A 23,040-nucleotide genomic window follows, 5' to 3' on the forward strand; every position below is an offset into this window, starting at 1 on the left:
ATACTTCAAGTGCTGGTCGCCTGGCCGGCACTTGATACTCTCGTCGCATCTACTGTCAATAAGCGTCGCTTTCAAGATGACCCTCTTCAATATCGCCACTCAAGATGGCGCCACCCTACTTGAAAGCAACTGTCTACTCACTACATTAGGCATGACCTGAACCTGGCTTCTCTTGGCTCGTTGTCATCCTGACCCGGCAGTCATTATTAATGACTGCCGGTCTTACCCAGGCTCCTGGGTATTCATGAGTTGTTTTGTAATATCTGTACCCTACCCTAACGGCCGCTGCGTATAAGGGCTCTATCGGCTCGAGTTCGATAACACCCGCACTCTTTTCTTCAGGGAACCGACCATGGTTGAAATCAAAGTGCTAGTCGCCAACATCACCACGTTTTCTCAATCTGCCAGCACGCTGCCGGAGTCGGAGCGCAAGCAACGCGCGCAAGACTTGATAGACGAGATAAAAAGCGCCGTCGCCAAAGGGGCGAGCCTGAACCAGGCCTACACCTGCCTCCAGGAACTGACGCCCTACATCGAGCCTCGGCCCAAGCCTCTGGAAGCCTTGAACTACAAGCTCTGGATGGAACTCAAGGACAGCCATACCCCGCCGCCTGCCCCCTCCTCCGCTCAGCGCGAGCAGATCGGCCTCTACGCGAAAGCCTCTGAACAGGTGATTGATGAGGTGCTCAGTAGCGTTGAAGGCGAAGAACAACAGCACAGCCTTATCGAAGAAAAGCTCAGCGCACTGCGCAAGCAGATCTTTGGCATGGAAGAACCTCAGTTCCTGTTGCAATAAAGGGCAGGTAGTGTGGCGTCGACTATTTAAAAATCAAATATCTGTCTTTCAAAGTCCGCTTTTTGTCCTTTAATGCCCTGGTAGTGCTTGAGGCGTAGCCCTCAGATTAGAAACGATGGGAGCCTCTTGAAGGAAGGCGCTTATTGGGTCCGTGAAAAATAACCATGCACCGTAAATGTGCATCTTTTTTTCTGCTGAATTTCATACCTGAAAGAGCTGCCTGGGTGTCGTCTTTACTATCAGTAACTGTCGCATCTGAAATGCCGGAACTTAACTTTGCAGCAGAGCATAGCCTGGCACGTGCGCCTAGAACGTCGAGAAAATAGCGCTCTACTTAATAAAAACATCAAGAAAAAACAATAAAGTCGAACTTTTATGAGGGCGTTTCCCCGACGCACCTTACAGGAAGCTTATCGATGACAGACGCCCCAAAGTTTCACCGTCGTACTTTTTTGAAAGGCAGTGCACAGGCTGCAGCGCTGGCCGGAATGTCCGGACTTTTTCCCGAAACCATACGACGCGCACTGGCGATTGAGCCGGATGTGCGCAGCGGCACCCTTCAGGATGTCGACCATGTGGTCATTCTGATGCAGGAAAACCGCTCGTTTGATCATTACTTCGGCCACCTCAATGGCGTTCGTGGATTCAACGACCCCCGGGTTCTCAAGCGCGCCGATGGCAAGTCGGTGATGCATCAAACCTACAAGACCACCGAATACCTGCCTTATCACTTCGATACGAGGAACGTGCACGCCCAATGGTTAGGTTCGCAGAACCACGAATGGTCGGCGTTTCACGGGACCTGGAACGAAGGCCGCAACGACCAGTGGGCGGCGATCCAGGACTACACCGCCATGGGCCATTTCAAGCGGGATGACATCCCGTACTACTATGCCCTGGCAGACGCCTTTACCTTGGGCGAGGCCTATCACCAATCGATCATGGGGCCCACCAACCCCAATCGCCTGTATCACATGACCGGCCGCACCGCGCCCACCGGCGATGGCAAGAATGTTCAATACACCAACAGCATGGGCGACGGCACCATCGGTGTGAGTGGTTCTGTGGACTGGACAACCTACCCAGAACGCCTGAGCGAAGCCAAAATCAATTGGCGTATTTACCAGGAAGGCGGCTACCAGTCGTCTTCACTCTGGTGGCTATACCTTGACCTCAAATGGAAGTGGCTTATACAGGCCGACAACAATTACGACTGCAATGCCCTGGCCTGGTTTAAACGCTTCAAGGAATCAAAACCCGACTCCGATTTATGGCAACGAGCCATGGTCGCTCGCGGAGTGGCCAAGTTGCGCGAAGACGTGCAAAACAACACCTTGCCGCAAGTGTCGTGGATCGTGCCGCCGTACTGTTATTCGGAACACCCTTGGTGGGGGCCCTCCTTCGGTGAATACTACGTGTCGACGATTCTCGAAGCCCTGACCAGCAACCCCAAGGTCTGGGCCAGGACCGTATTCATCATCAACTACGATGAAGGCGACGGTTATTTCGACCATGTGTCCGCTGCCGTACCACCATGGAAACCGGGCACCGGCATTTCGGCCGTCGATACCCAAGGCGAAATCGAAAGCGCCACCCAGTTGCCCATTGGCTTGGGTCCGCGCGTGCCGGTACTGGCGATCTCGCCATGGTCCCGAGGTGGAAAGGTCAGTGCCGAAGTCTTCGATCACACCTCTGTGCTCAGATTCCTCGAAAAACGCTTCGGCGCCACCGCGGACAATATTTCGCCCTGGCGCCGGGCGGTTTGCGGTGACTTGACCTCGCTTTTCGACTTCACCGGGAAAACCGATAGCAGCGTTCCCGCCAACCTCACCAACCTGACTGAAACCAAGGCCCGTCAGGATGACGCCTACTACAAGCAGTACTATCGCTCCTACCCTTATTACACCAACCCCACGACCTTGCCGGGCCAGGAAACCGGCCAGCGTGACGCGTTGGCGGTGCCCTACCAGTTGCATGCCGAGGTCAGCGTCGCCGCCAGCGATGGCAGCCTGCTGCTCAACTTGAGAAACGACGGCATGGTCTTGCCGGAAAACCCGTACGCACGTTCGGCTGCGGTCCTCCAGGTGCACTCCAACGAACGGGGCGCCCCGGCGTTCTATACGGTGACCAGCTACGATATCCATGCGGCAACAAACCTTAGAAGCCGCGGCCAGACCCTCATCGAAAACCTGAAGGATCGTATCGATGCGAACGGTCGCTACGGCTTTGAAGTACGTGCACCGAATGGCTTCTATCGGGAATTTACCGGCAATAACCAGCTGGCCAAGACCCTCGCCCGGCCTGAAGTTTCAGTCAGCTACCAGGGGGCGCAGATTGTCCTGACGATCAAGAATACCGGGGTACTGCCCTGTACGGTGACGGTGAAATCCAACCCTGCGTACAAGGGCGATACGGTGCACACCCTTGAGCTCAAGCCGGGTGAAAGCCTGACCGATCCCTGGTTGCTGCGCAGCAGTTCCGGCTGGTATGACCTGACCCTTACGGCCACCAACACCGAAAGCAACTTCTCGCGACGGCTCGCTGGACACGTTGAAACCGGTTTGCCAAGCCGCACCGATCCACTCTTGGACATCATGCCGTCCTGATTAAAGGAGCCTTCAAGATGAAAGCCATTCTTTTAGTGGTGTGTGCGGCGCTGGTTGCCTACCTGGTGCTGTTTCGCCAGCCAGCGGACACGGTCGTGGAACAAACGCCCAGCGTCGCCTCGAGCCCGGTGAGCGAAGCTACGCCTGCAGCGCCTGCGCCAGCCGCCGCCAGCCAAGCGCCAGCGTCGCTGGAGCAGGAAATCACCGCGTTTTCGCAAACCGCCAACGCCTTGCCGGCCGCTGAACGCCGGCAGACCGCCGAGCGCTTGATCAACCAGCTGAAAACGTCGGTCAGCAACGGCGAGGACTTGAAGACCGCCTATGCCCAGGTGGAACGACTGACGCCAAACATCGAGTCCGACCCCAAGTCACTGGAGAGCCTGAACTACAGCATCTGGATGGACATGAAAGACCACGCCACACCACCGGCCCTGCCCTCGCCTGCCCAGCGCCAGCAACTGGATGCCTACCAGCAGGCCGCGAACCAAGCGATTGACGAAGTACTGAAGACTGTCGAAGGCGACGAAGCTCGGCGCGCCGCCATCGAGGAAAAACTCAAGGCCCTGCGCCTGGAGATATTCGGCACCAGTGCCCCACAGCCGCTGAGCCATTAAGGCACCTTGTCACCCCGTGACGCACGGTCGTCATGGAGTGGCAAGGGCTGTTTACCAACGGAACCCGCTGATGGCCATAGCCGACTCACCCACACTGACCACCCAAGCTATCGATTGGTTGGTAACACAGGGGCACTTGAAAGGGGCCGAGGTTGCACAAGCCAGGCTGCTGGAGGCCGATGCGCAACAACACGACCTGCCCGAGTTGCTGATTCGACTCGGCCGGCTCTCGGAACAAGACCTGGCAACGGCCTGGTCGACCCTGCTCGACATCCCCTTGTTGCATGGCAGCGACGCGGCACCGCTGGAAGGGGGCCTGCCGCAGGTATCGCCGCGGTTTCTGAAACACTACGGCGTGGTGCCCTTGCCGCCCTTCGACCATCAACTGCACATACTGGTGAGCAACCCGACCCAGCGCTATCCGATCCTGGCGCTGGAATATGCCAGCCAGCTCACGGCGCGCCTGTCGATTGGCCTGCGCAGCGAAATTGAACAATTGATCGAACGCTATTACGGCCAGGGCCGCTCGGCCATGGGCACGCTGATCGAAAACCTCGGCGAGAGCGTCGACAAGACCGACGATATCGAACACCTCAAGGACCTGGCTTCCGAAGCCCCGGTGATCCGGATCGTCAATCTGTTGTTGCAACGAGCGGTCGATCTGGGCGTCTCGGACATTCATATCGAACCCTTCGAAAACCAGCTCAAGGTGCGTTACCGCATCGATGGAACCTTGCAGGAAGGCGAGGCGCCTCCGGTCAGTTCGTCGGCAGCGGTGATTTCCCGGATCAAGATCATGGCGCACCTGGACATTGCCGAGCGACGCCTGCCCCAGGACGGTCGCATGATGTTGAGGATTCAAGGCAAGGAGCTGGATCTGCGGGTCTCGACGGTGCCGACCCGTCACGGCGAATCAGTGGTCATGCGGCTACTGGACCGGGAGAAGGTGACCTTCGATTTTCCCAGCCTGGGCTTCGATGGCCAGCGGCTCCAGCAGCTCCTCGATTTGCTCGAGCGCCCCCACGGCATTCTGCTGGTGACCGGCCCCACCGGCTCGGGCAAGACCACTACGCTGTACACCGCCCTGACCCGACTCAATACCAGCGAGCGGAAAATCATCACCGTCGAGGATCCTGTCGAATACCAATTGGCCGGGATCAATCAGATTCAGGTAAAGCCGGCCATCGGCCTGGACTTCGCCGGTGCATTGCGCTCGATTGTCCGCCAGGACCCGGACGTGATCATGATCGGTGAAATACGCGACCTGGAAACCTGCCGGATCGCCATTCAGTCGTCATTGACCGGCCACCTGGTGTTGTCGACCTTGCACACCAACAGCGCCGCCGCCAGTATTACCCGCCTGCTGGACATGGGCGTGGAGAGCTACCTGATCGCCTCGACCGTCACCGGGATCCTCGCCCAACGCCTGGTGCGGCGGCTGGACCCGCAATGGCGCGAAACCTTTGAGGCGCCGGCGGAACTAATCGCCGAGCACCAGCTGGATCGCTACACCGATGAGCGTCCGATCCGGCTGTACCGTCCCAGGGCCGATGCACCGGGAACCGGTTACAGCGGACGCAGTGCCGTCACCGAATTGTTGGTGATGAATGAAGAAATTCGCTCGCTGCTGATGCGTCACGCCGACGCCGCTACCCTGGAACAGGCCGCTCGCGCTGCTGGTTTGCGCACCTTGCATGAGGAAGGTTTGCGTCAGGCCCTGGCGGGTATCACCTCACTGGAAGAGGTATTGCGCATCACGCGCAATGACTGACCATGGAACAGTATCAATACAAGGCACTGGATGCCGACCACAACACCGTGAACGGCCATCTTGAAGCCAGCGACCCGCAGGCCGCCGCGAGCCAGTTACAAGAGCGTGGCCTGCTGGTCCTGCGGGTCCGACGCGCCAGCGGCGCCTCGGGTTTGTCTCGTCCCTCCTGGTTGCGTTCGCCCCATTTCAGTCGCGAGGAACTCAGCCGTTTTACCCAGCAGCTAGCGACGTTGCTCGGGGCTGATCAGCCGCTGGAACGGGCGCTGGGTATCCTGATCCGGCAGCCCGGCAAACCAGCGGCCCGGCAATTGATCGAACGCATTCGCGACCGGGTCAAGGCCGGGCAGACGCTGTCAGCGGCCATGGCCGTCGAACAGCAATCCTTTACCCCGCTGTACTTGAGCCTGGTTAACGCCGGTGAAGCCGCCGGGGTGCTGGATCAAAGCCTGGGGCAACTGGCGAGCTACCTGGAACGGATGCTGGCCATCCGCACGGAAGTCATCAACGCCTTGATTTACCCGGCCTTCCTGGTGGTGGGTGTGCTCGGCTCGCTGGTGTTGCTGCTGGCTTATGTGGTCCCCCAGTTCGTGCCGATTTTCGACGGCCTGGGGGTGCCTGTTCCGCTGCTGACCCAGCTGATCCTCGACCTCGGGCAGTTTCTTTCCAGCTATGGCCTGCATGCATTGGCGCTGCTTCTCGGGCTGGCGTGGACAGCGCTGAGCTACCTGGGCCGGCCCGGAAACCGCTTGAAATGGCATCGACACCTGCTGCGATCGCGCCTGGCCGGCGGTTTGTTGAAACGCCTGGAAACCGCACGGTTCGCCCGTACCCTGGGCACCTTGCTGGCCCAAGGCGTACCCCTGATCAATGCCCTCGACATCAGCCGGCAAGTCGCCAGTAACCTGGCGATGAACGCCGCCGTGGCAAACGCCACGGTCAAGGTCAAGGACGGTCAGCGGCTGTCGACGGCATTGGAAACCGAACAACGATTGCCTGACCTCGCGATCCAGATGATCGAAGTGGGTGAAGAGTCCGGGAAACTCGATGCCATGTTGTTGAAAGTGGCGAGCATTTTCGATGAAGAGGCCAAGCGCAGCATCGACCGCCTGTTGGCCGCGCTGGTCCCCAGCCTGACCGTGGTCATGGCGGCGTTGGTGGCGGTGATCATGCTGGCCATCATGCTGCCGCTGATGAGCCTGACCAGTAACCTTTGACCGGAGACGTTAATGAACACAGCTCGTTCACTGCCCAAGCACCAACGCGGCTTCACCTTGCTGGAGATGCTGGCGGTCATTGTCTTGCTCGGCATTGTCGCCACCATCGTCGTTCGCCAGGTGGGCGGCAATGTCGACAAGGGCAAGTACGGTGCCGGCAAGGCACAACTGGCCAGCCTGTCGATGAAAATTGAAAGCTATGCGCTGGACGCCGGGTCGCCGCCGCCCACCCTCGCTGCGCTGCTTGCCCGCCCCGCCAATGCCGCCAGTTGGAGCGGTCCGTACGCCAAGGCCAGTGATCTCAAGGATCCGTTCGGCCATGCATTCGGCTATCGCACACCCGGCCAGCACGGTTCGTTCGACCTGATCTTTTACGGCCAGGATGGCCAGCCCGGCGGTGATGGCTACAACAAGGACCTGGGCAGTTGGGAATAGCCATGCCTGCCACCCGGCCGGCTCAACAGGGCTTTACCCTCCTGGAAATGCTGGTGGTGCTGCTCTTGGTTGCCGTGGGTTTCGGCCTGTTGGCCTCGGGTATCTCCCAGGGGCTCAAGAGTGCCCAGGAGCGTCAGGTCAAACGTGATCTGAGCCTGGCGTTGCGCCAGGTCCGAAGCCAGGCCATCACCGCTGGACAACCGGCCTCCCTGCGCCTGGATGTACTGCGCAACAACTATCAGCTACCAGGCAAGGCACCGCGCCACTTGCCGGACGGCATGACCCTGCGCCTGACGACGGCGGCCACTTCCGATAGCGATGAAGGGCAAGTCGGACTGATCACCTTCTACCCCAACGGCGGCTCCACTGGCGGGCACCTATATCTGGCGCGCGGCAGCCAAGCGTCGCGCATTGATATCGACTGGCTCACCGGACGGGTCGAGTGGCGGGATAGGCAACAGCCATGACGCCTTTGCCTCCCAGCCAGCAGCGTGGTTTTACCCTGATCGAATTACTCGCGGCGATTGTCGTCCTGAGCATTGGGTTTGCGGTCGTACTCAATACCCTGGGTTACGCCACCCAGGCACTGGCGAGGGATGGGCAGACAACCCGAATGGCGCTGATGGCCACTTCGCTGATGGCCGAGTACGGAGAAGGCCTGGGCAGCGGTGCCCACCTGGAAGGTACTCGCGACGGTATCCAATGGCGCCTGAGCGCCACCCCACTTCGGGGTGAGGGAGCCATTGTCCTTTCCCAGCTGGAACTCATGCTGGTCAAGGGCAGCCGGCAGGAACGCTTTGTCACGCTCAAGGCCATCAAGCGTCCAGCCGGGGGCATGCCATGAGGCAAGGCCAACGCGGGTTCACGCTGCTGGAAGTGCTGCTCGCCCTGAGTTTCCTCGGCTTGCTGATGGTGTTGATCGGGTCCGCCCTGGGCTCCGGCAGCCACTTGCTACTGCTCAGCGAAAAACAGACCGATCGCCTGACCCAAGTAAGGACCGCGCAGAACTTTCTGCGCAGCGCACTCCAACAGGCGCTGGCCGAAGATTTTGGCCACGCTGCGGATCAACAACAGGTGTTCGAAGGAGAGCGGCAACGCATGCGTTTCGTTTCTCCGATGCCCGGGCAACTCGCTGCTGGCGTCCAGGTGCATACCCTTGAAGCGGTGCCCGGCACGGCTGGTGTCAGTCGCTTGCAAATAAGTTTCAGCCAGGACCGCACGGATGGGCTGCACCCCTGGGGCAATCCCCAGATCCTAGTGCAGGAGGTTCACGATCTGCGCTTGAGCTACAGAGGCCTGGACCCCAACTGGCAACCGACCGGCTGGCTGGAGCGCTGGCCCTGGCCGGACCGGCTGCCCCAGGCCGTGCGTATCGACGTCGATACTCGCGGAGCCGGCCTGTGGCCCACACAAATCGTGGCGTTGCGCCTGGATTCCGAGGTGACCCCATGAGTCGCCAGCGCGGCGCCGCATTGATCATGGTCTTGTGGGCCATCACCCTGCTGGGACTGATGATGGGCAGCCTGGTCGAGATCCTGCGCCTGGAAAACCGCCAGAGCGTTTTTGAACTGCAACACAGCCGCGCCCTGCTGGCCGCGCAAGCGGGCCTGGCGTTGGCGGTCGAAGGGTTGTTTGCCTACCCGGCGCGCACGGTGCCTGACGGGCGTGTTTACTCATTGCCCTTTGAACAGGCCACGCTGAGCCTGCAAGTCAGCAGCGAGCGCGGCAAACTGGATCTGAACTTCGTCGCGCTGGAGAGTTTCGCGCGCCTGGCCCATGGCCTCGGGGCAACCTCCGAACAGGCTCGGCAATGGAGTGAAAGCCTGGGCCAACAGCGCAGTGCTGGCCTCCTCAAGGCGCTCGAACAGTTGCAGCAGTTACCGGGCATGGAGGCGCGCCTGTATGACCGCTTGCTACCGCACCTCACGTTATGGTCCGGCCTTGCGGAGCCGGATGTGGATGCGGCCAGCCCCGAACTGCTGGCCTTGCTCAAATTGTCACGGTCAAAGGTCGCGCTCCAGCGGGGCCCCGAATCGGTGGTCAACGTGCGAGTCCTGGCGACGCTGGACAATCAGGTTTCGGCTTCTCTGGAGGCCGTGGTTTTTCTCTCACCACAAGGAAGCGGTCAACGACCGTATCGGGTGCTGCGCTGGAAAGAATGAACCTGCTGATCCAACCCCTGGCAGACCGGCTGCAGCCCCTGATTCGCTGGCTACTGCTGCGCTGGCGAGGGTCGCCGCTGCCTGGATTCCTTGCTTGGTGGCGGGCAGAGCTCGTGGCCTGCCTGCCCGCCTCCTGGCGAGCCAGGATCAACCCCGAGAAAAGGCAGCCGTTGCTGTTTTCACGGGACGAGCGTTTCTGGACCGGAGACGCTGGGCAACTGCAACCGGCCCTCGCCCCATCGACATCTGGTCCACCGGTCCTGGTCCTGCTGCCGCATCAGCGCTTGCTCCATGAAGTGTCGCTGCCGGCGGCAGTGGCCCAGGACCTCACCTCGATGCTGTCGTTCGAGATGGACAAGTACACCCCGTTCAAGGCCAGCCAGGTTTATTTCGACTGTGTCCGCCTGCCCTCCGCCCACGACTCGCTGATCCGCATTCGCCTGGCCGTGGTCAGCCGTGAACGGCTGGATGCGCTGCTCGATCAGGCGCAACAGGCCGGTCATTCGATCATGGCGGTTGATGTGCTGGATGAGCACGGCGCACGTTTGCACGTCGACTTGCTGGCACCCCATCGCCGCGCCCAGATTCGCCGCTCGCTGATCCAGCCACTTCCGGTCCTCGCGCTGGTCGCCCTGATCCTGGCGCTGGCCAGCCTGCAACTCTGGCTGCACAACCGCCAGCAGGCCCTTGAAGACATGCAGCAGCAGGTCAAGACCCTGCAACAACAAACGCAACAGGTCCAGGCGCTCAATCGGCAGATCGACGACACCCTCAATGCCCAACGCTATGTCGTGGAACGGCGGGCACAAAGCCGCTCAATGGCGGCGCTGCTCAATGAGTTGACCCAATGCATCCCGCTGAACACCACCCTGGAGTCGCTGGACATCAACCCGGACGGCCAGGTCAGCCTGACCGGCCAAAGCAGCCAGGCCAGCGCCCTGATCAGCGCCATGAAAGCCTGCCGCAGCCTGGAAGGCATCAATTTCCAGGGTGCCATCCAGCCAGACCCCGTCACCGGCCTGGACCGCTTCAGCATGCTCGCCACCCTACGCAAAGCGGAGGCCAGCCATGCGCCTGCGACCAACCCCCGCTAGCCAGCGAGCCCTGGCCTTGACCTTGACCGCTTTGAGCCTGGTCGGGGTGTACTTTCTGACCCTGCATGTTTGGTTCAGCCAGCCTTTGTTGGCCATTGCCGATGAGATGGCGCTGCTACGCCACAACCAGCAACGCTACGTGGCATTGTCCAACCAACGGCCAGCACTGGAGAACTCGCTGGCTCAGATCAGGCGCTCATCAGTGGGCAATGAAAACCTGCTGGCCGATTCCGACATGGGCGCGGCCACCGCACAACTGATGCAGTTGGTCGCCGCCGATTTGCAGGTATTTGCCACGGTGGGCGGTGGCTGCACGCTGACCAATCGAATTCCGGTGCCCGTCACCCAGCAAGGGCCTTATCGGCAAGTCAGTGTGCGGATCAACCTCGAATGTGCCATCGAGCCACTGGCCGGCCTGCTGCATCGCCTGGAAAACGGCAAAGTCTCGCTGTTCGTCGAGTCCGTGCGGATCGACAAAACACGGGGCCAGCTTGCCAGCGCAAACCGGTTGACCGCGCAACTGCTGATCAGCGCCTACCTGCAAAATCCAACACCAAAAGGAGCGACGCCGTGACGCGCTTCCCACCCTCGCTTCGTTGGCTGAGTGCTGCCGTACTGGGCCTGCTGGGGTTATTCCTGATCTTGCTCAACGGCGCTGGAGCAAAGGTTCAGTGGCTACCTCCACTCAATCCATCAGTAGCCCCGGGGAAAGCGGCCGTCACTGCCGATCCCATGCCCGTAGCGCTGTCAGCGCATGAATACACCTGGAAAAAGCCACTGTTCAACGCCCATAGGCAGCCTGATCCGCCCCCCTCCCAAGCCACCGACAAGGCGCCATCGTCGCTCAATGGCCTGAGCCTGACCGGTGTCATCGCTTCCGCAACCCTGCGCAAGGCCTTCTTCAGGACGAGCGACGGGCAACAGCTGGCGGCCCTCGAACAGCAACAACTGCCCAATGGCTGGCGAGTCGAGCGGATCGAACCGACACACGTCTCGTTGACCCAGGGCACCAACACCCAAACGCTGAAGCTGCTGCTATTGAAAGTGCCGCAGAACACACCGCCTCTCCCCTCTTTGCCTGACACTTCCAAGGACAGCGAACTGTGAGAAAACGATTCATCTACACTGGCTTGGCTGGCGCGATAGCACTCTGTGGTTGTACAACACCGGCCACCGACAGCGCACGGGACGATAGCTTGATCAAGGAAGCCTTGTCCGGCACCGGTACTGATCGCGCACCGCTGCCGATCCCGGCGCCGAAAGCATCGCCACTGGCGATCATCACACCGCCCACCACCACTCGGGTTGTCCAGGGCAACCAGCAGTTCATCAATAAAAGAACGCCAGCGCTGTCTCGTGCCGCTGCGGCGTCGCAAGAGCCAGGCGTAACCTTCAACTTCGCCAATGTTTCGATCCAGGCCGTGGCCAACACCATCCTCGGTGATGTGCTGAAGGAGAACTACAGCATCGCCCCCGGTGTGGTGGGCGACGTTACCTTCTCGACTTCCAGGCCCGTCGACAAAAGCCAGGCCTTCTCGATCCTGGAAACCCTGTTGGCACTGACCAAGAACGCCATCATCCGGCAGAACGGCAGTTACGTTGTGCTGCCGGCGAACATGGCACTCGCCGGCCAGCTCGCGCCGCAGCTGGCATTGCCACAACCGGGCAGTGGCATGACGGCCCGATTCTTTCTGCTCAACTATATTTCCGCACCGCAAATGCAAAAGCTCTTGCAGCCCATGGCCCGCGAAAATGCCTTCGTGCAGGTCGACGCCGCCCGCAACCTGCTGATCATGGCAGGCACTCCCGATGAGCTGAGCAACTATCAGCAGACCATCGACACCTTCGATGTCAATTGGCTCAAGGGCATGTCAGTCAGCGTCTTCGGGCTCAAGCACGCCAACGTCGGCAAACTGATGCCCGAGCTGGACCATTTGTTCGGCGCGCAAAGCGCGACGCCGCTGGCCGGGATGTTGCGTTTCCTGCCGATTGAACGCACCAACTCCATCGTGGTGATCTCTTCTCAGCCGCAGTACCTCAGTGATGTCGGGCGCTGGATCGAAGCCATTGACCAGGGCGGCGGCAATGAACCGCAAATGTATGTGTACGACGTGCGCAACATGAAGGCCACCGACCTTGCCAGGTATCTGCGGCAGATTTACGGCAATGCAAAAATCACCGATGAGCCTGCCGCCCAGGTAGCGCCCGGCCTGCGTACGGTCACCCTGTCGAGCAATGGTTATGGGACTGGCAATGACAGCAGCGGCAATGTTTCAGGTGTGCCATCGGGCATCAATGGGATCGGTGGTAACGGCAACGCTGAAGACACCGAAGCGGCACAGCCGGAAGAAGAGTTCGAGGCCAGCAGCGAGGATCAGGCGCAGGCCGAAAACGCCACGAGCAACGAAACATTCGACAATTCAGTGCGCATCACGGCCCAGAAAAGCAGCAACCAACTGTTGGTGCGCAGCCGGCCGGCGCAATGGGCTGAAATCGAGTCGGCGATACAACGCCTGGACAATCCCCCACTACAAGTGCAGATCGAAACACGCATTCTCGAAGTCAGCCTGACAGGCTCTCTGGAGCAGGGCGTGCAATGGTACCTGGGGAACCTGGCGGGCAACTCGACCACTCCTGGCGTACAGAACACCACGGGCAGCCAGGGTGCATTGGGCGGAGGCGGCGTCGAGGTGAGATCGGCTTCGCTGTTCTACTCCTTTGTCAGCAACAACTTCCAGGTGGCCTTGCGAGCACTGGAAACCAGCGGCAACACCAAGGTGCTCTCGGCGCCATCGCTGGTGGTAATGAACAACCAGCAAGCGCGGATCCAGGTGGGCAACAACATCCCGATCAGCCAGACCACCATCAATACCGGGGTCGGCGCCATCCAGACCAGCTCCGTGCAATACGTGCAGACGGGGGTGATCCTCAATGTGGTGCCACGCATCAACCCCGGCGGCTTGGTGTACATGGACATTCAGCAACAGGTCAGCGACGCCACGACTCCCGCCAGCGGCGGAACCGGGACAACCGCGACGCCACCGGCCAACCCGACCATCTCGACCCGCGCGGTGTCTACCCAGGTTGCCGTGCAAAGCGGCCAGACTGTCCTGCTGGGAGGCCTGATCAAGCAAAACCAGGCAGAGGCCGATCGCAGCGTGCCGTACCTGGGCAAGGTGCCAGGGCTGAAGTGGTTGTTCGGTACGACCATCCGCAATGACGACCGGTCGGAGCTGATCGTGCTCATCACCCCTCGCGTGATCACCGGTAACAGCGAGGCGCGCCAGGTTACGGATGAGTATCGCCAGCGCTTCCAGCTTATCCAGCCACTGCAAAAACTCTGAGCGTTCAAGACGCCGAAAAGCCTGTACAGCAGCTGTCCAGGCTCAATCGTTGTGGTCAACTAATCCCGGACAGGGCGTCAAGCTTTTCTCGAACTGGGCCGGGGACATCCCATTGTCGAACGGGTGCGGGTGGACCCGATTACGGATACTTCCCTGGATTACGCAGCCCGGGGCGCATCGCTGGGCTGGTTCAGCTTTCTTCCCTGCCAGATAGAAGTGGGTGTTGGACGGTCCAGCGATGACCGTTCGTCGCATGGCTATTAGCCATTAACCATGCCTACTACAGTCATCATGCGTCACCGTCGGGTACCAGAAAGCTGGGCACCCATCGTAATCGCCAGTCAATGCAGAATGGAGTTCTCATAATGGCTATCAGCGCTGTCGTAAACGCAGTCTTCAACATCGATAACAAAACCTACACTGCCTCGCTCGCCATCCCAAGTTCCGCTCCCACAGCGGCAGCACCGTTCCTGTTCAGTGTCATTTCCCAGGCTCCCGAAGCTGGCGGCAAGACGCCGGACCCGGAAACCCTGCTGGAAGTCGCCGTGGGCACTACCAATCAGGTGTATGTCGCCGTGTCGCCACCTATGGACGTGATCTCGGGCGCGATCGGCAGCGATGTGGTCAAGGACCTGAACGTGGTCGTCTCGGAAGGTAACTACAACTCCAAGACCCATACCTTCAGCTAGATCACGTCCACCTACGTGGAGGGGCAATAGTCATTGCCCCGCTACTTCGAAGTACCTTGCCTGCGGGAGGGCCGCTCGCCCATGGATATCCGCGTATCGGCGCATTTTGCCTGGTCAGAGATTTTCGGTGGCAAGTTCGCCACCCAGAGCAAGTGCCAACTGGACTTGTCACGTCAATACAGCCTGATCTACGCGGACTTGGCCGCTGCTAATTCTGGCGGGATGGATGTTCTTGAGCTGATCAACAACGCCTTCAATACGCAACTGCCCACCGGCCGCTTACTGGTACAGGATGCAGGCTTCTTCACCTTCAGCCATTTCGGCAACGGTACGCCGCCCAGCGGCACGAATCTGTTCAGCGTTTTTCCACAAACGCCGGTCCCCACGAGCGTGGCGAAAACCACGCTGACCATGGACAACACCTGCGGGTTCTGGCTGACGGTCAGCCTCAAAGACATAGAACTGTTCGGCAGCCTGCTGCAGATCGGTTACGACACCTCGGCAGGCGCCGGTGACACGCTCTCCTTGTCCGCTGTGCTGGCCAGCGGCAGCGCGGCTGGTACCGCAGTCAAGCAGGCGTTCTACTCGGCGGCGCTTCCCAACATCAAGCTGTTTGGCCTGTTCGGTTTTGAGAACATCAAAATCAACTATCAGTTCACCACGGCCAGGCAACTGAGCGTCATCGGCAATCTCAGTGTCTCGGTGTTCGACAACAACTATGCCTTTAGTGGTGCGCTGGTTTCCGACGATGTAAACAAGACCTTCGCCGCCTGCCTGCAGTCTGCTGCGCCTGACGCCAGCATCCCCACGCTGTTCGGTGGGGCCATGACCGGCATCTCGTTCAGCAACCTGATGTTCGGCGTCTTCGCTCGCTATGGCGGCCCCAGCGCGCAGAAGAACTTCCAGGTACAGGGCACCGTCAAGGTGGGGTCGGCCCAGCTCACCGGATACATTTACCTGCAGGACACCACCCCTCAGGTGGCCAGTGTCAAAGTCGACAAGACCCTCTCGATCGGTGATGTATTCAACCAGTGCATCGGTGAAGCGGTGTGGCCCAGCTCGCTGATCAACATCGTCTTCAAGGCCGGCAGCCAGCTCTACTACTGCAAGGCGGCAGGCAGCCAGCCATTGAGCCTGGATACGTTCGCCTGCCCCATCGTGCCGGGCACATTGCCTGCCGCGCCACCGGCCAGCAGCATCGCCTACCAACCGGGTTTCAATATCCAGGCGTTGTTTGACCTGACACTGGTTACCACCTTCGAGGTGGTTGGCAACATCCAGATCGCCAAGGACGGTGTCACCGCTTCCATCGCCCTGGGCAATCCCATCGACATCTACATCCTGACCATCGCCGCGCCCAAGGCGACCAGCGCCACTGGTGGCCCGGCACTCGCCATCTCCACGGTCTCGGGCAAGCAGTCGATGGGGTTTGCTGGCAGCTTGTGGTTCATGCAGGCATCGTTCGGCGTCGATGTCAGCGTGATGACCAGCAAGAACAGCAAGGGCAACATGCAGATCGATGGCACCCTCACCTCTCTTTCCGATTACTCGCCGTTTCTGCCGAAAAATGTCTCGCTGGGTGTGCGCTACAGCAAGGACGGTGGTTTCCAGGTCACCAACTGGCCAAGCTTCGACTACCTGACCCAGGCGATAGACTTCATCAAGACGCTGCAAAAGCTGTCCGAACAAGGCAGTTCCGGCTGCGGTAAGTTGGTGGATTTCGCCTTCAAGACCTTGCTCAAATCGACATTCAAAATCAGCGTGTCGTTCAGCACGCAGGACAACGGCGTCAGCCTGCAACTGGACGGCAAGTACACCCTGACGATCGCCGACACTTCGTTGACCGCCGCAGCGATCCCCTTCCCTGGCATTGTCTCGATTCCCTTGCCCAACTCGATCAAGATGTCGGAGCTCGGGGCCTATATCGAACGCGCGCTGGCCAGCGCGGCGGAATCGTTCGTGCAGGGCCTGCTCAAGAACAGCGAGGCCATCGCCACATTGATTGCGTTGACGGCGGGCAAGGCTGCCGCCTCTTACGCAGCCACGCTGGCATGCCAGCAACTGATAGACGGCGCCGCCGCCGACGCCGTGGCTTCAACCGCGGCGTCGGCACTGGCTGCATCCGAAGCGGCCGCCGCAGGAGCAGCGGGCGCAGCGGCGGCGGTAGCAGGTGCGGTGGCGAGCATCATCGCGATTGTCGGCGGAACCGGTACGGGGACAGGGACTGGCACCGGCACTGGAACCGGGACGGGCACAGGCACTGGAACGGGCACCGGAACCGGCACGGGGACTGGCACTCAAAGCCCGCCCGACCACCCCAGCGTCAGCGTCGCCAACCGGGTAGTGACACTCGCCTGGGGCGGTGGCCAGGGGAACGCCGGCTATCATGCGCAACTGCTCGACAGCGCAGCAAAAGTCCTGCTCGACCAACCTGGCCTGGACGTCGCCGCGCGCGACACCCATTTCGATTTCGACGCCCAATGGCTCCCCGGTCCGTACAAGGCCCAGGTGCAGGGTACTCATGGCGATGCCAAGACTGTATGGGTCGGTGCATCATTCCAGCGTCTTGCCGCGCCGACAGCCCTGCAGGCGCACAACGAGAGCAGCATCATCGCGCCCGACTGTGGCGTGTTGCTGAGCTGGGCGGCCGTGCCCGAAGCACAATCTTATGTCCTCTCCAGCATGCATGCCGGTAGCACCTGGGTCCCCGACCGGAACATTGCACCGCCCCAACCACAACAGGCACCGCCTACGCAGTGTGTCGTCACCTTCGAGGCGGCGGCGCCTGCCGGCAACTTTGGCTTCAGCCTGGTGACACACGGCAGCAACACCACCGTGGCTAGCCCGGCCAGCGATGTGCTGACCCTTGTTCGCCTGGACCAGCCGTTGAACCTGCAAGCCAGCAGTGCCGGCAGCAGCGTTACCCTGCGCTGGCAAGCAGTGGCCAATGCCACACGCTATCAGGCGGTCATACACAACGCCGGCAGCCCGTTGCAGGTGACCCCGTTGCAAGCAAGTACCCAGGGCCAAGAGCGGGTTGCCAAACTGACCCTCATCGGTGCCGCCGGCTCACCACGACTCTACCAACTACAGGTCCAGGCCATCCCTGCCGACGGCCAGAACGACATCGTGCCCGGTGTGCCTTCGGCCACGGTCGAAATCACCATCACGCTGTACGCCAGCGCTGTAGAGATGGCGACGGCTCTTAACAGCCAGAAGGTCGATGGAGCCCGTTGCGCCCAACAATTGCTGGACGCCTTCCCGAGCCTGAACATCGACACCCTGGCCAGTGCCATGGCCGGGGGTGGTTACGCCATGGCCGACACCAGCAAGGGCCTCATGGCCGTTTGGCCGCAGACCTCGCCCCTGGACCTGGCGGCGGCGCTGGCACAGGCCTACCCGGATCCGGTGCAGATGGCCAGCCGCCTGCGTGCCCAGGGCGTGCCCGGTGTCGACTGCGGTCCTCAGTTGGTCCACGCGTTCCCCGCCCTGGCCCTCAACACCCTGGCCAGTGCCATGGCCGGGGGCGGTTACGCCATGGCCGACACCAGCAAGGGCCTCATGGCCGTTTGGCCGCAGACCTCGCCCCTGGACCTGGCGGCGGCGCTGGCACAGGCCTACCCGGATCCGGTGCAGATGGCCAGCCGCCTGCGTGCCCAGGGCGTGCCCGGTGTCGACTGCGGTCCTCAGTTGGTCCACGCGTTCCCCGCCCTGGCCCTCAACACCCTGGCCAGTGCCATGGCCGGGGGCGGTTACGCCATGGCCGACACCAGCAAGGGCCTCATGGCCGTTTGGCCGCAAACCTCGCCCCTGGACCTGGCGGCGGCGCTGGCACAGGCCTACCCGGATCCGGTGCAGATGGCCAGCCGCCTACGTGCCCAGGGCGTGCCCGGTGTCGACTGCGGTCCTCAGTTGGTCCACGCGTTCCCCGCCCTGACCCTCAACACCCTGGCCAGTGCCATGGCCGGGGGTGGTTACGCCGTGGCCGACACCAGCAAGGGCTTGCTCGCGGCTTGGCCACAGACGCCACCGCAAGCCTTGGCGGAGGCGCTGATCCAGGCATACCCCGGCCCCGTACAAACGGCGCGTGCCCTACGAGCCCAAGGCGCGACTGGCGTGGCCTGTGCCACCGCTCTGCACGGGGCATTCCCCGAGCTGGTCGCCAAGGACTTGGCCGCCGCCATGGCGCAAGCCGGATACCCCGCCGAGGATACCGGCGCGGGGCTCAAGGCGGTGTTGCCTGGCTTGTCGCCATTGGATCTGTCCACCGCGCTAGTCAGCGCTTATCACTGAAGCAAGGAGCCCTGTATGACAACCGATGCCCCGAGCCTGATCCGGCTCCTGCAGCCCTTGCGCCAGCAAGGCATGACTGCCGTGCAAGCCGCGAACACCGTGCTGGCACAGCTCAACACCGGCACCGCTGGCACACGCCTAGCCGATGCATTCGAACAACACGCATCCCTGGTCCTGGCGCTGGTTCAGGTCTATGCGCCTGTCACGCTCCGCCAGATGGCCAGCATCCTGCACCAACTCTATCCGGACCTTGGGCCGGTAGCGGTCGGCAAGATCCTGCTGACGCCGGGTGTGTTCCCCCAGGCCACCGCCGTGCAAATGCAGAGTGCACTGGTTTCGGCAGGCTTTTCACCGGCCGCAGTGGCTGAAGCCATCAAGGAGCTCTACCCCGCTCCGCCCGTTCAGGAGCCCTTCGCGACGATCGCCACCTCGATGCAAGGCGGCAACCGAGGCATCGAGTTGTGGGTAGCCGGCACGCCCGGGCAGGTATGGACCCTGTACCAACGAACCCCAGGCGCAAACTGGAGCGCCTGGGAAGGTCCGGGCTTCAAGAACCAGCCCAAACCATTGGTGCAGCTGGCAGCTGCGCTACAGAACAATGGAAACGTACTGTTTGCCGGGCTGGACGGCGCAGGCAGCGTCTGGACCTGTGGCCAGGGCAGTCCCGGCGGCGACTGGAACGCCTGGAGTGGTCCCAACGTAGGTGCCCAGCCTTGTGCCTTCGAGCAACTGGCGGCCTCGCAACAGGGCGGCCACAGGGGCGTCGAGCTCTGGGCAGCCGGTGCTGACGGGCAAGTCTGGACCTTGTACCAACTCACCGCAGGCGGCGCATGGAGCCATTGGGAGGGCCCCGGTTTCAAGGGCCAGCCCACTCCCCTGTTCGAGCTCGCAGCCGCGCAGCAGAACAATGGCAACGTGATGTTCTGGGGGCTGGACCTCGAGGGTCGGTTGTGGGGCATCAGCCAGCAATCGCCTGGTGGCGACTGGGGCGCTTGGCAAGGCCCAGGCTTTGTCGGCCAGCCCGAACCCTTCACCGCTATCGCTGCCTCGGAACAGCTCGGCAACCGGGGAGTGGAACTATGGGGCATTGGTGCCAGCGGCCAGCTGTGGACGTTGTACCAGACCACTGCCGGCGGCCCCTGGAGCCATTGGGAAGGCCCCGGCTTCAAGCACCAACCAGCGCCCATGAAGAAAGTGGCGACAGCCTTGCAGAACAATGGCTGCGTACTACTCTGGGCTGTCGACAACGATAATCAGCTGTGGCAGATCGCCCAAGGCTCACCGGGTGGTGACTGGGCCGGCTGGACGCGCACCAGCCCACCACCGCGGGGCTGATCGGTCTGCCTGTCCCTCCCAAACCCTCAAGAGGAATACCCGCATGACTATCGACGTACCAACCTTGAGCAAACTTTTGCAACCCCTCAAGGAGCAGGGCATGGGGCCCGGTGAGGCCGTACGCGTGGCGCTGGCATCGACTACGACATCGGCTACAACCGGCATCGGCGCCAGGGCGTTCGCGCTACCGCAGCAGGAATTCGTTCACAACGGCGCCGTGGTGGCCGAAGCGGTACACAACGTATTCTCGCCCATCACTGCAGCAACACTGGCGATCATCCTGCGTGAGACCTATCCGAACCTGACTGCCCTTGAGATAGGTGGAATCATCCTCGCGCCCAACGTCTTGCCCGGCACGCCAGCGCCCGAAATGGCCAGCGCCCTGGCTGGCGCGGGGTTCGATGCCAACAGCACCAACGATGCCGTCAATGTGCTGTACCCGATCACCCTGACCGTACAGGCCAACCAGGCCTGGCAGGCCAGCGGGCTGAACGTGACCGGCCGCCAAGTCACTCTGATCAGCGCCCAAGGGTCGTGGACCGCCAACCCCGCCAATGGCATGGTTGGCCCCGCCGGTGACTCTCGCTTCAAAGCACCCACACGCTACACCTTGCCGGGTGCGCCGGAAGCCGCACTGATCGGCAAGATCGGCAGCAATGCGCCATTTCTCATAGGAACCTACGTGCAAGCGCCAGCGGGTCAGTCGGGGCCGCTGCAGTTGTGTATCAACGATGACCTGGATGGGGTCTACGGCGCTGGTTTGCGCGACAACATCGGCACCCTGCAAGTAAGCCTGCAAACGAAGGGGAGCTAAGCCCCGCCAGCCCGGTATCGCAAGATGCCGGGCATGCCTGCACTCCCTCTGTACTCCCTCTGTACTACCCCTGCCCTGCACGCTCGCGTTCACCGTAAAGCAGCGTGATGTTGATGCGCGCGCTGGCGTAGCCAGGACGGAACGCCAGCGGCGCAGTGGCATGAAACAGGTCCGAATTGAAGATGACCGCACGATTGCAGCGATAGGGAATCACCAGCGGCTGTGCGTCCGAGGCCCGCAGGAAAGCGTCGATCCGATCACCCTGACGGTTGTACGTTTCGAAGTCCCAGTCCAGTGGTGCCTCGACGTCGTAGATCACCAACCCACCCGAGTTTTTGTCCAGGTTCGCTTCGTCGGGGGTGATCCAGAAATTCACGTTCACCGCAGCGAAGTCGGCATGTGGATAGGTCGCCGGCTGGTCGTGTCCATATTTGAATCCCCACAGTTGCAACAGCGGATGCCGCGTACCGATCTCCTCGGGAAAGTACTGGCGGATCTGCTCAGCAACTTGCAGCAGCAACGGACAGTTGAAACCTTCCCTGAAGAACGCCCCCAGGCGGCCATGGGCGTAACGGTTGGTATGCCAGACCGTGGATTGCAGGCAGAACTCTTGCAACTGCAGCAATGCTTGCGGTGTAAGGAAGTCATCGATCACCACGATGCCCAGCGGGCTCTGCTGGTAATCCCGCTCCGCTCCACGCAGCGCCGCGCTATCGTTCAACGCACCTTCGTCCAGATGCGCGGCCGGCAGATGATGAATGACTCGACCGTAGGTGGAGGACAGTGGCCATGACGCGAGCAACTGCTGTTGCAAGAGACTGTCGCTCTCGTTGAAACGCTGCAACGCGGTTTCATAGCCGTCGATGACGGCATCGAGTTGCGGACCTATCAACTGCCGATCACGCAGGTAGCGCATCTGTTCGAGGTCATGGCCCAGTTTGCCCCGGCTGAGCTTCGGCGCAGGCATGGGAACTTCGGGTATATCGCCTGGCAGCGAGTGCCAGGTACTGCCGCGAGTGACCGCGGCATGACGCAAGGCCCAATGTCCCGCGGCGGCAAGGTCATTGGCCCGCAGCGCCGTGCTCGTGAGGTTGTCCAGCACTTCAGGATCCTGCGGATACAGCTCGACCAGCACCTGCCACATACCCTGCGCGGCGTCGTACTGCCCCAGATGCGCATACAGGTGGGCAAGTAGATAGGCCAGATTGGCCCGGGCCAGCACATAACCGGGTTCCAGGCGCAGGGCGGACTTGTAACTGCTGATGGCGTCTTCGTTGTGGCCACGGGCTTGCGATACCCAACCCAGGTTGTTGTGCGCAATGGACCAGTCCGGCTGGTGTTCCACTGCGTATCGAAAGCAGGCTTCGGCCGCCTCGAAACAGCCTTGCAGGCACAATCGATGACCTTCGTCGTTCTGCGCCAGCACCTGCTCCGAAAAGCGTTTTGCGGCCCACAAGCCCGAGGGGGCTTGTGCCGTTCCGTAGCGCGGGCTCGATGCGGGTGCCGTCAAACGAACCCCCGGGATTTTTTCAGTCTCTGGCTCAGTTGCATGGCATCGATAATGGCCTGATTGACGGTTGTTTCCACCGCAGGATTCCCAGGATCGATCTGCTGCCCGGCCTGGTGAGTGTCGTCAAGCGCAGACCAGCCAGGCTCCTGGCCTTGGGTTGTATGCAGAAACCGCCTTGGGTCGTTTCTAGATAATCTTGGTGTGTTGGGCCAAGTGCAGTGCGTGAACGATAGACAGGGAGCGCAATCCTGCAAGGGGACCGCAGCAAAAGTAGCGGCCAGAGCTGCTGCGCACGCGCAGCGGCTCAACGGCATGACCGGTGGCGCACGCTCCGCCTCAGGCGCGCAAAGCGCGACCCCGTCC

The 23,040-nt window shown here is 61.3% G+C and carries 19 protein-coding genes; 18 read left to right on the forward strand and 1 reads right to left on the reverse strand.

The window, feature by feature from the left end; translation table 11 throughout:
* The first annotated feature begins 352 nt into the window (after nucleotides 1-352).
* The 18 genes from plcR (LGQ10_RS03455) to LGQ10_RS03540 all read left to right on the forward strand — a co-directional run bounded on the left by plcR (LGQ10_RS03455) (nucleotide 353) and on the right by LGQ10_RS03540 (nucleotide 21,167).
* Entirely contained in the window at nucleotides 353-796 is a 444-nt protein-coding gene (plcR, locus tag LGQ10_RS03455; protein ID WP_226524695.1) for a phospholipase C accessory protein PlcR, read from the forward strand.
* Between the two features lie 416 nt (nucleotides 797-1,212).
* Complete coding sequence (locus LGQ10_RS03460) at nucleotides 1,213-3,402, forward strand: phosphocholine-specific phospholipase C (RefSeq protein WP_226524696.1); 2,190 nt, start codon at nucleotides 1,213-1,215, stop codon at nucleotides 3,400-3,402.
* A gap of 17 nt (nucleotides 3,403-3,419) precedes the next feature.
* A complete protein-coding gene (gene plcR, locus LGQ10_RS03465) occupies nucleotides 3,420-4,016 on the forward strand; it encodes a phospholipase C accessory protein PlcR (RefSeq protein WP_226524697.1) in 597 nt (198 codons plus the stop codon).
* A gap of 70 nt (nucleotides 4,017-4,086) precedes the next feature.
* Entirely contained in the window at nucleotides 4,087-5,787 is a 1,701-nt protein-coding gene (gene gspE / locus LGQ10_RS03470; RefSeq protein ID WP_226524698.1) for a type II secretion system ATPase GspE, read from the forward strand.
* A 2-nt stretch (nucleotides 5,788-5,789) separates the two neighbouring features.
* Entirely contained in the window at nucleotides 5,790-7,001 is a 1,212-nt protein-coding gene (gene gspF / locus LGQ10_RS03475) for a type II secretion system inner membrane protein GspF (protein ID WP_226524699.1), read from the forward strand.
* A 12-nt stretch (nucleotides 7,002-7,013) separates the two neighbouring features.
* Complete coding sequence (gene gspG / locus LGQ10_RS03480) at nucleotides 7,014-7,436, forward strand: type II secretion system major pseudopilin GspG (RefSeq protein ID WP_226524700.1); 423 nt, start codon at nucleotides 7,014-7,016, stop codon at nucleotides 7,434-7,436.
* 2 nt (nucleotides 7,437-7,438) lie between these two features.
* Nucleotides 7,439-7,903, forward strand: a complete 465-nt coding sequence (locus LGQ10_RS03485; RefSeq protein ID WP_226524701.1) for a GspH/FimT family protein — start codon at nucleotides 7,439-7,441, stop codon at nucleotides 7,901-7,903.
* The gene (locus tag LGQ10_RS03490) at nucleotides 7,900-8,280 is read left to right on the forward strand and encodes a type II secretion system protein (protein ID WP_226524702.1); all 381 of its coding nucleotides are present in this window, start codon (nucleotides 7,900-7,902) and stop codon (nucleotides 8,278-8,280) included. Before LGQ10_RS03485 ends, LGQ10_RS03490 begins: the two co-directional genes overlap by 4 nt.
* Nucleotides 8,277-8,888 (forward strand): prepilin-type N-terminal cleavage/methylation domain-containing protein, encoded by a 612-nt coding sequence (locus LGQ10_RS03495; protein WP_226524703.1) that lies wholly within the window; start codon nucleotides 8,277-8,279, stop codon nucleotides 8,886-8,888. The genes LGQ10_RS03490 and LGQ10_RS03495 overlap by 4 nt, the downstream gene beginning before the upstream one ends.
* Nucleotides 8,885-9,598 carry a type II secretion system protein GspK gene (locus LGQ10_RS03500; RefSeq protein ID WP_226524704.1) on the forward strand — a complete coding sequence of 238 codons (714 nt, stop codon included), beginning with the start codon at nucleotides 8,885-8,887 and terminating at the stop codon, nucleotides 9,596-9,598. The genes LGQ10_RS03495 and LGQ10_RS03500 overlap by 4 nt, the downstream gene beginning before the upstream one ends.
* Nucleotides 9,595-10,692 (forward strand): PilN domain-containing protein, encoded by a 1,098-nt coding sequence (locus LGQ10_RS03505; RefSeq protein ID WP_226524705.1) that lies wholly within the window; start codon nucleotides 9,595-9,597, stop codon nucleotides 10,690-10,692. The genes LGQ10_RS03500 and LGQ10_RS03505 overlap by 4 nt, the downstream gene beginning before the upstream one ends.
* Nucleotides 10,667-11,266, forward strand: coding sequence for a type II secretion system protein GspM (gspM, locus tag LGQ10_RS03510; RefSeq protein WP_058434651.1), 600 nt, complete (start codon nucleotides 10,667-10,669; stop codon nucleotides 11,264-11,266). The genes LGQ10_RS03505 and gspM overlap by 26 nt, the downstream gene beginning before the upstream one ends.
* Nucleotides 11,263-11,799 (forward strand): general secretion pathway protein GspN, encoded by a 537-nt coding sequence (locus tag LGQ10_RS03515; protein ID WP_226524706.1) that lies wholly within the window; start codon nucleotides 11,263-11,265, stop codon nucleotides 11,797-11,799. The genes gspM and LGQ10_RS03515 overlap by 4 nt, the downstream gene beginning before the upstream one ends.
* Nucleotides 11,796-14,036, forward strand: a complete 2,241-nt coding sequence (gene gspD, locus LGQ10_RS03520; RefSeq protein WP_413247583.1) for a type II secretion system secretin GspD — start codon at nucleotides 11,796-11,798, stop codon at nucleotides 14,034-14,036. The genes LGQ10_RS03515 and gspD overlap by 4 nt, the downstream gene beginning before the upstream one ends.
* A gap of 365 nt (nucleotides 14,037-14,401) precedes the next feature.
* Nucleotides 14,402-14,725, forward strand: coding sequence for a hypothetical protein (locus LGQ10_RS03525; protein ID WP_058434648.1), 324 nt, complete (start codon nucleotides 14,402-14,404; stop codon nucleotides 14,723-14,725).
* Between the two features lie 81 nt (nucleotides 14,726-14,806).
* Nucleotides 14,807-19,018 carry a hypothetical protein gene (locus LGQ10_RS03530; RefSeq protein WP_226524707.1) on the forward strand — a complete coding sequence of 1,404 codons (4,212 nt, stop codon included), beginning with the start codon at nucleotides 14,807-14,809 and terminating at the stop codon, nucleotides 19,016-19,018.
* Between the two features lie 15 nt (nucleotides 19,019-19,033).
* Nucleotides 19,034-20,353: a hypothetical protein gene (locus tag LGQ10_RS03535; protein ID WP_226524708.1), complete on the forward strand. Its 1,320-nt coding sequence runs from the start codon at nucleotides 19,034-19,036 to the stop codon at nucleotides 20,351-20,353.
* A gap of 43 nt (nucleotides 20,354-20,396) precedes the next feature.
* Entirely contained in the window at nucleotides 20,397-21,167 is a 771-nt protein-coding gene (locus LGQ10_RS03540) for a hypothetical protein (protein ID WP_226524709.1), read from the forward strand.
* Nucleotides 21,168-21,231: 64 nt separating this feature from the next.
* Here LGQ10_RS03540 and LGQ10_RS03545 read toward each other — a convergent pair whose 3' ends face one another.
* Complete coding sequence (locus LGQ10_RS03545; RefSeq protein ID WP_226524710.1) at nucleotides 21,232-22,677, reverse strand: tetratricopeptide repeat protein; 1,446 nt, start codon at nucleotides 22,675-22,677, stop codon at nucleotides 21,232-21,234.
* Between the last annotated feature and the right edge of the window lie 363 nt (nucleotides 22,678-23,040).

The organism is Pseudomonas sp. L5B5, from assembly GCF_020520285.1.
Lineage (GTDB): Bacteria > Pseudomonadota > Gammaproteobacteria > Pseudomonadales > Pseudomonadaceae > Aquipseudomonas.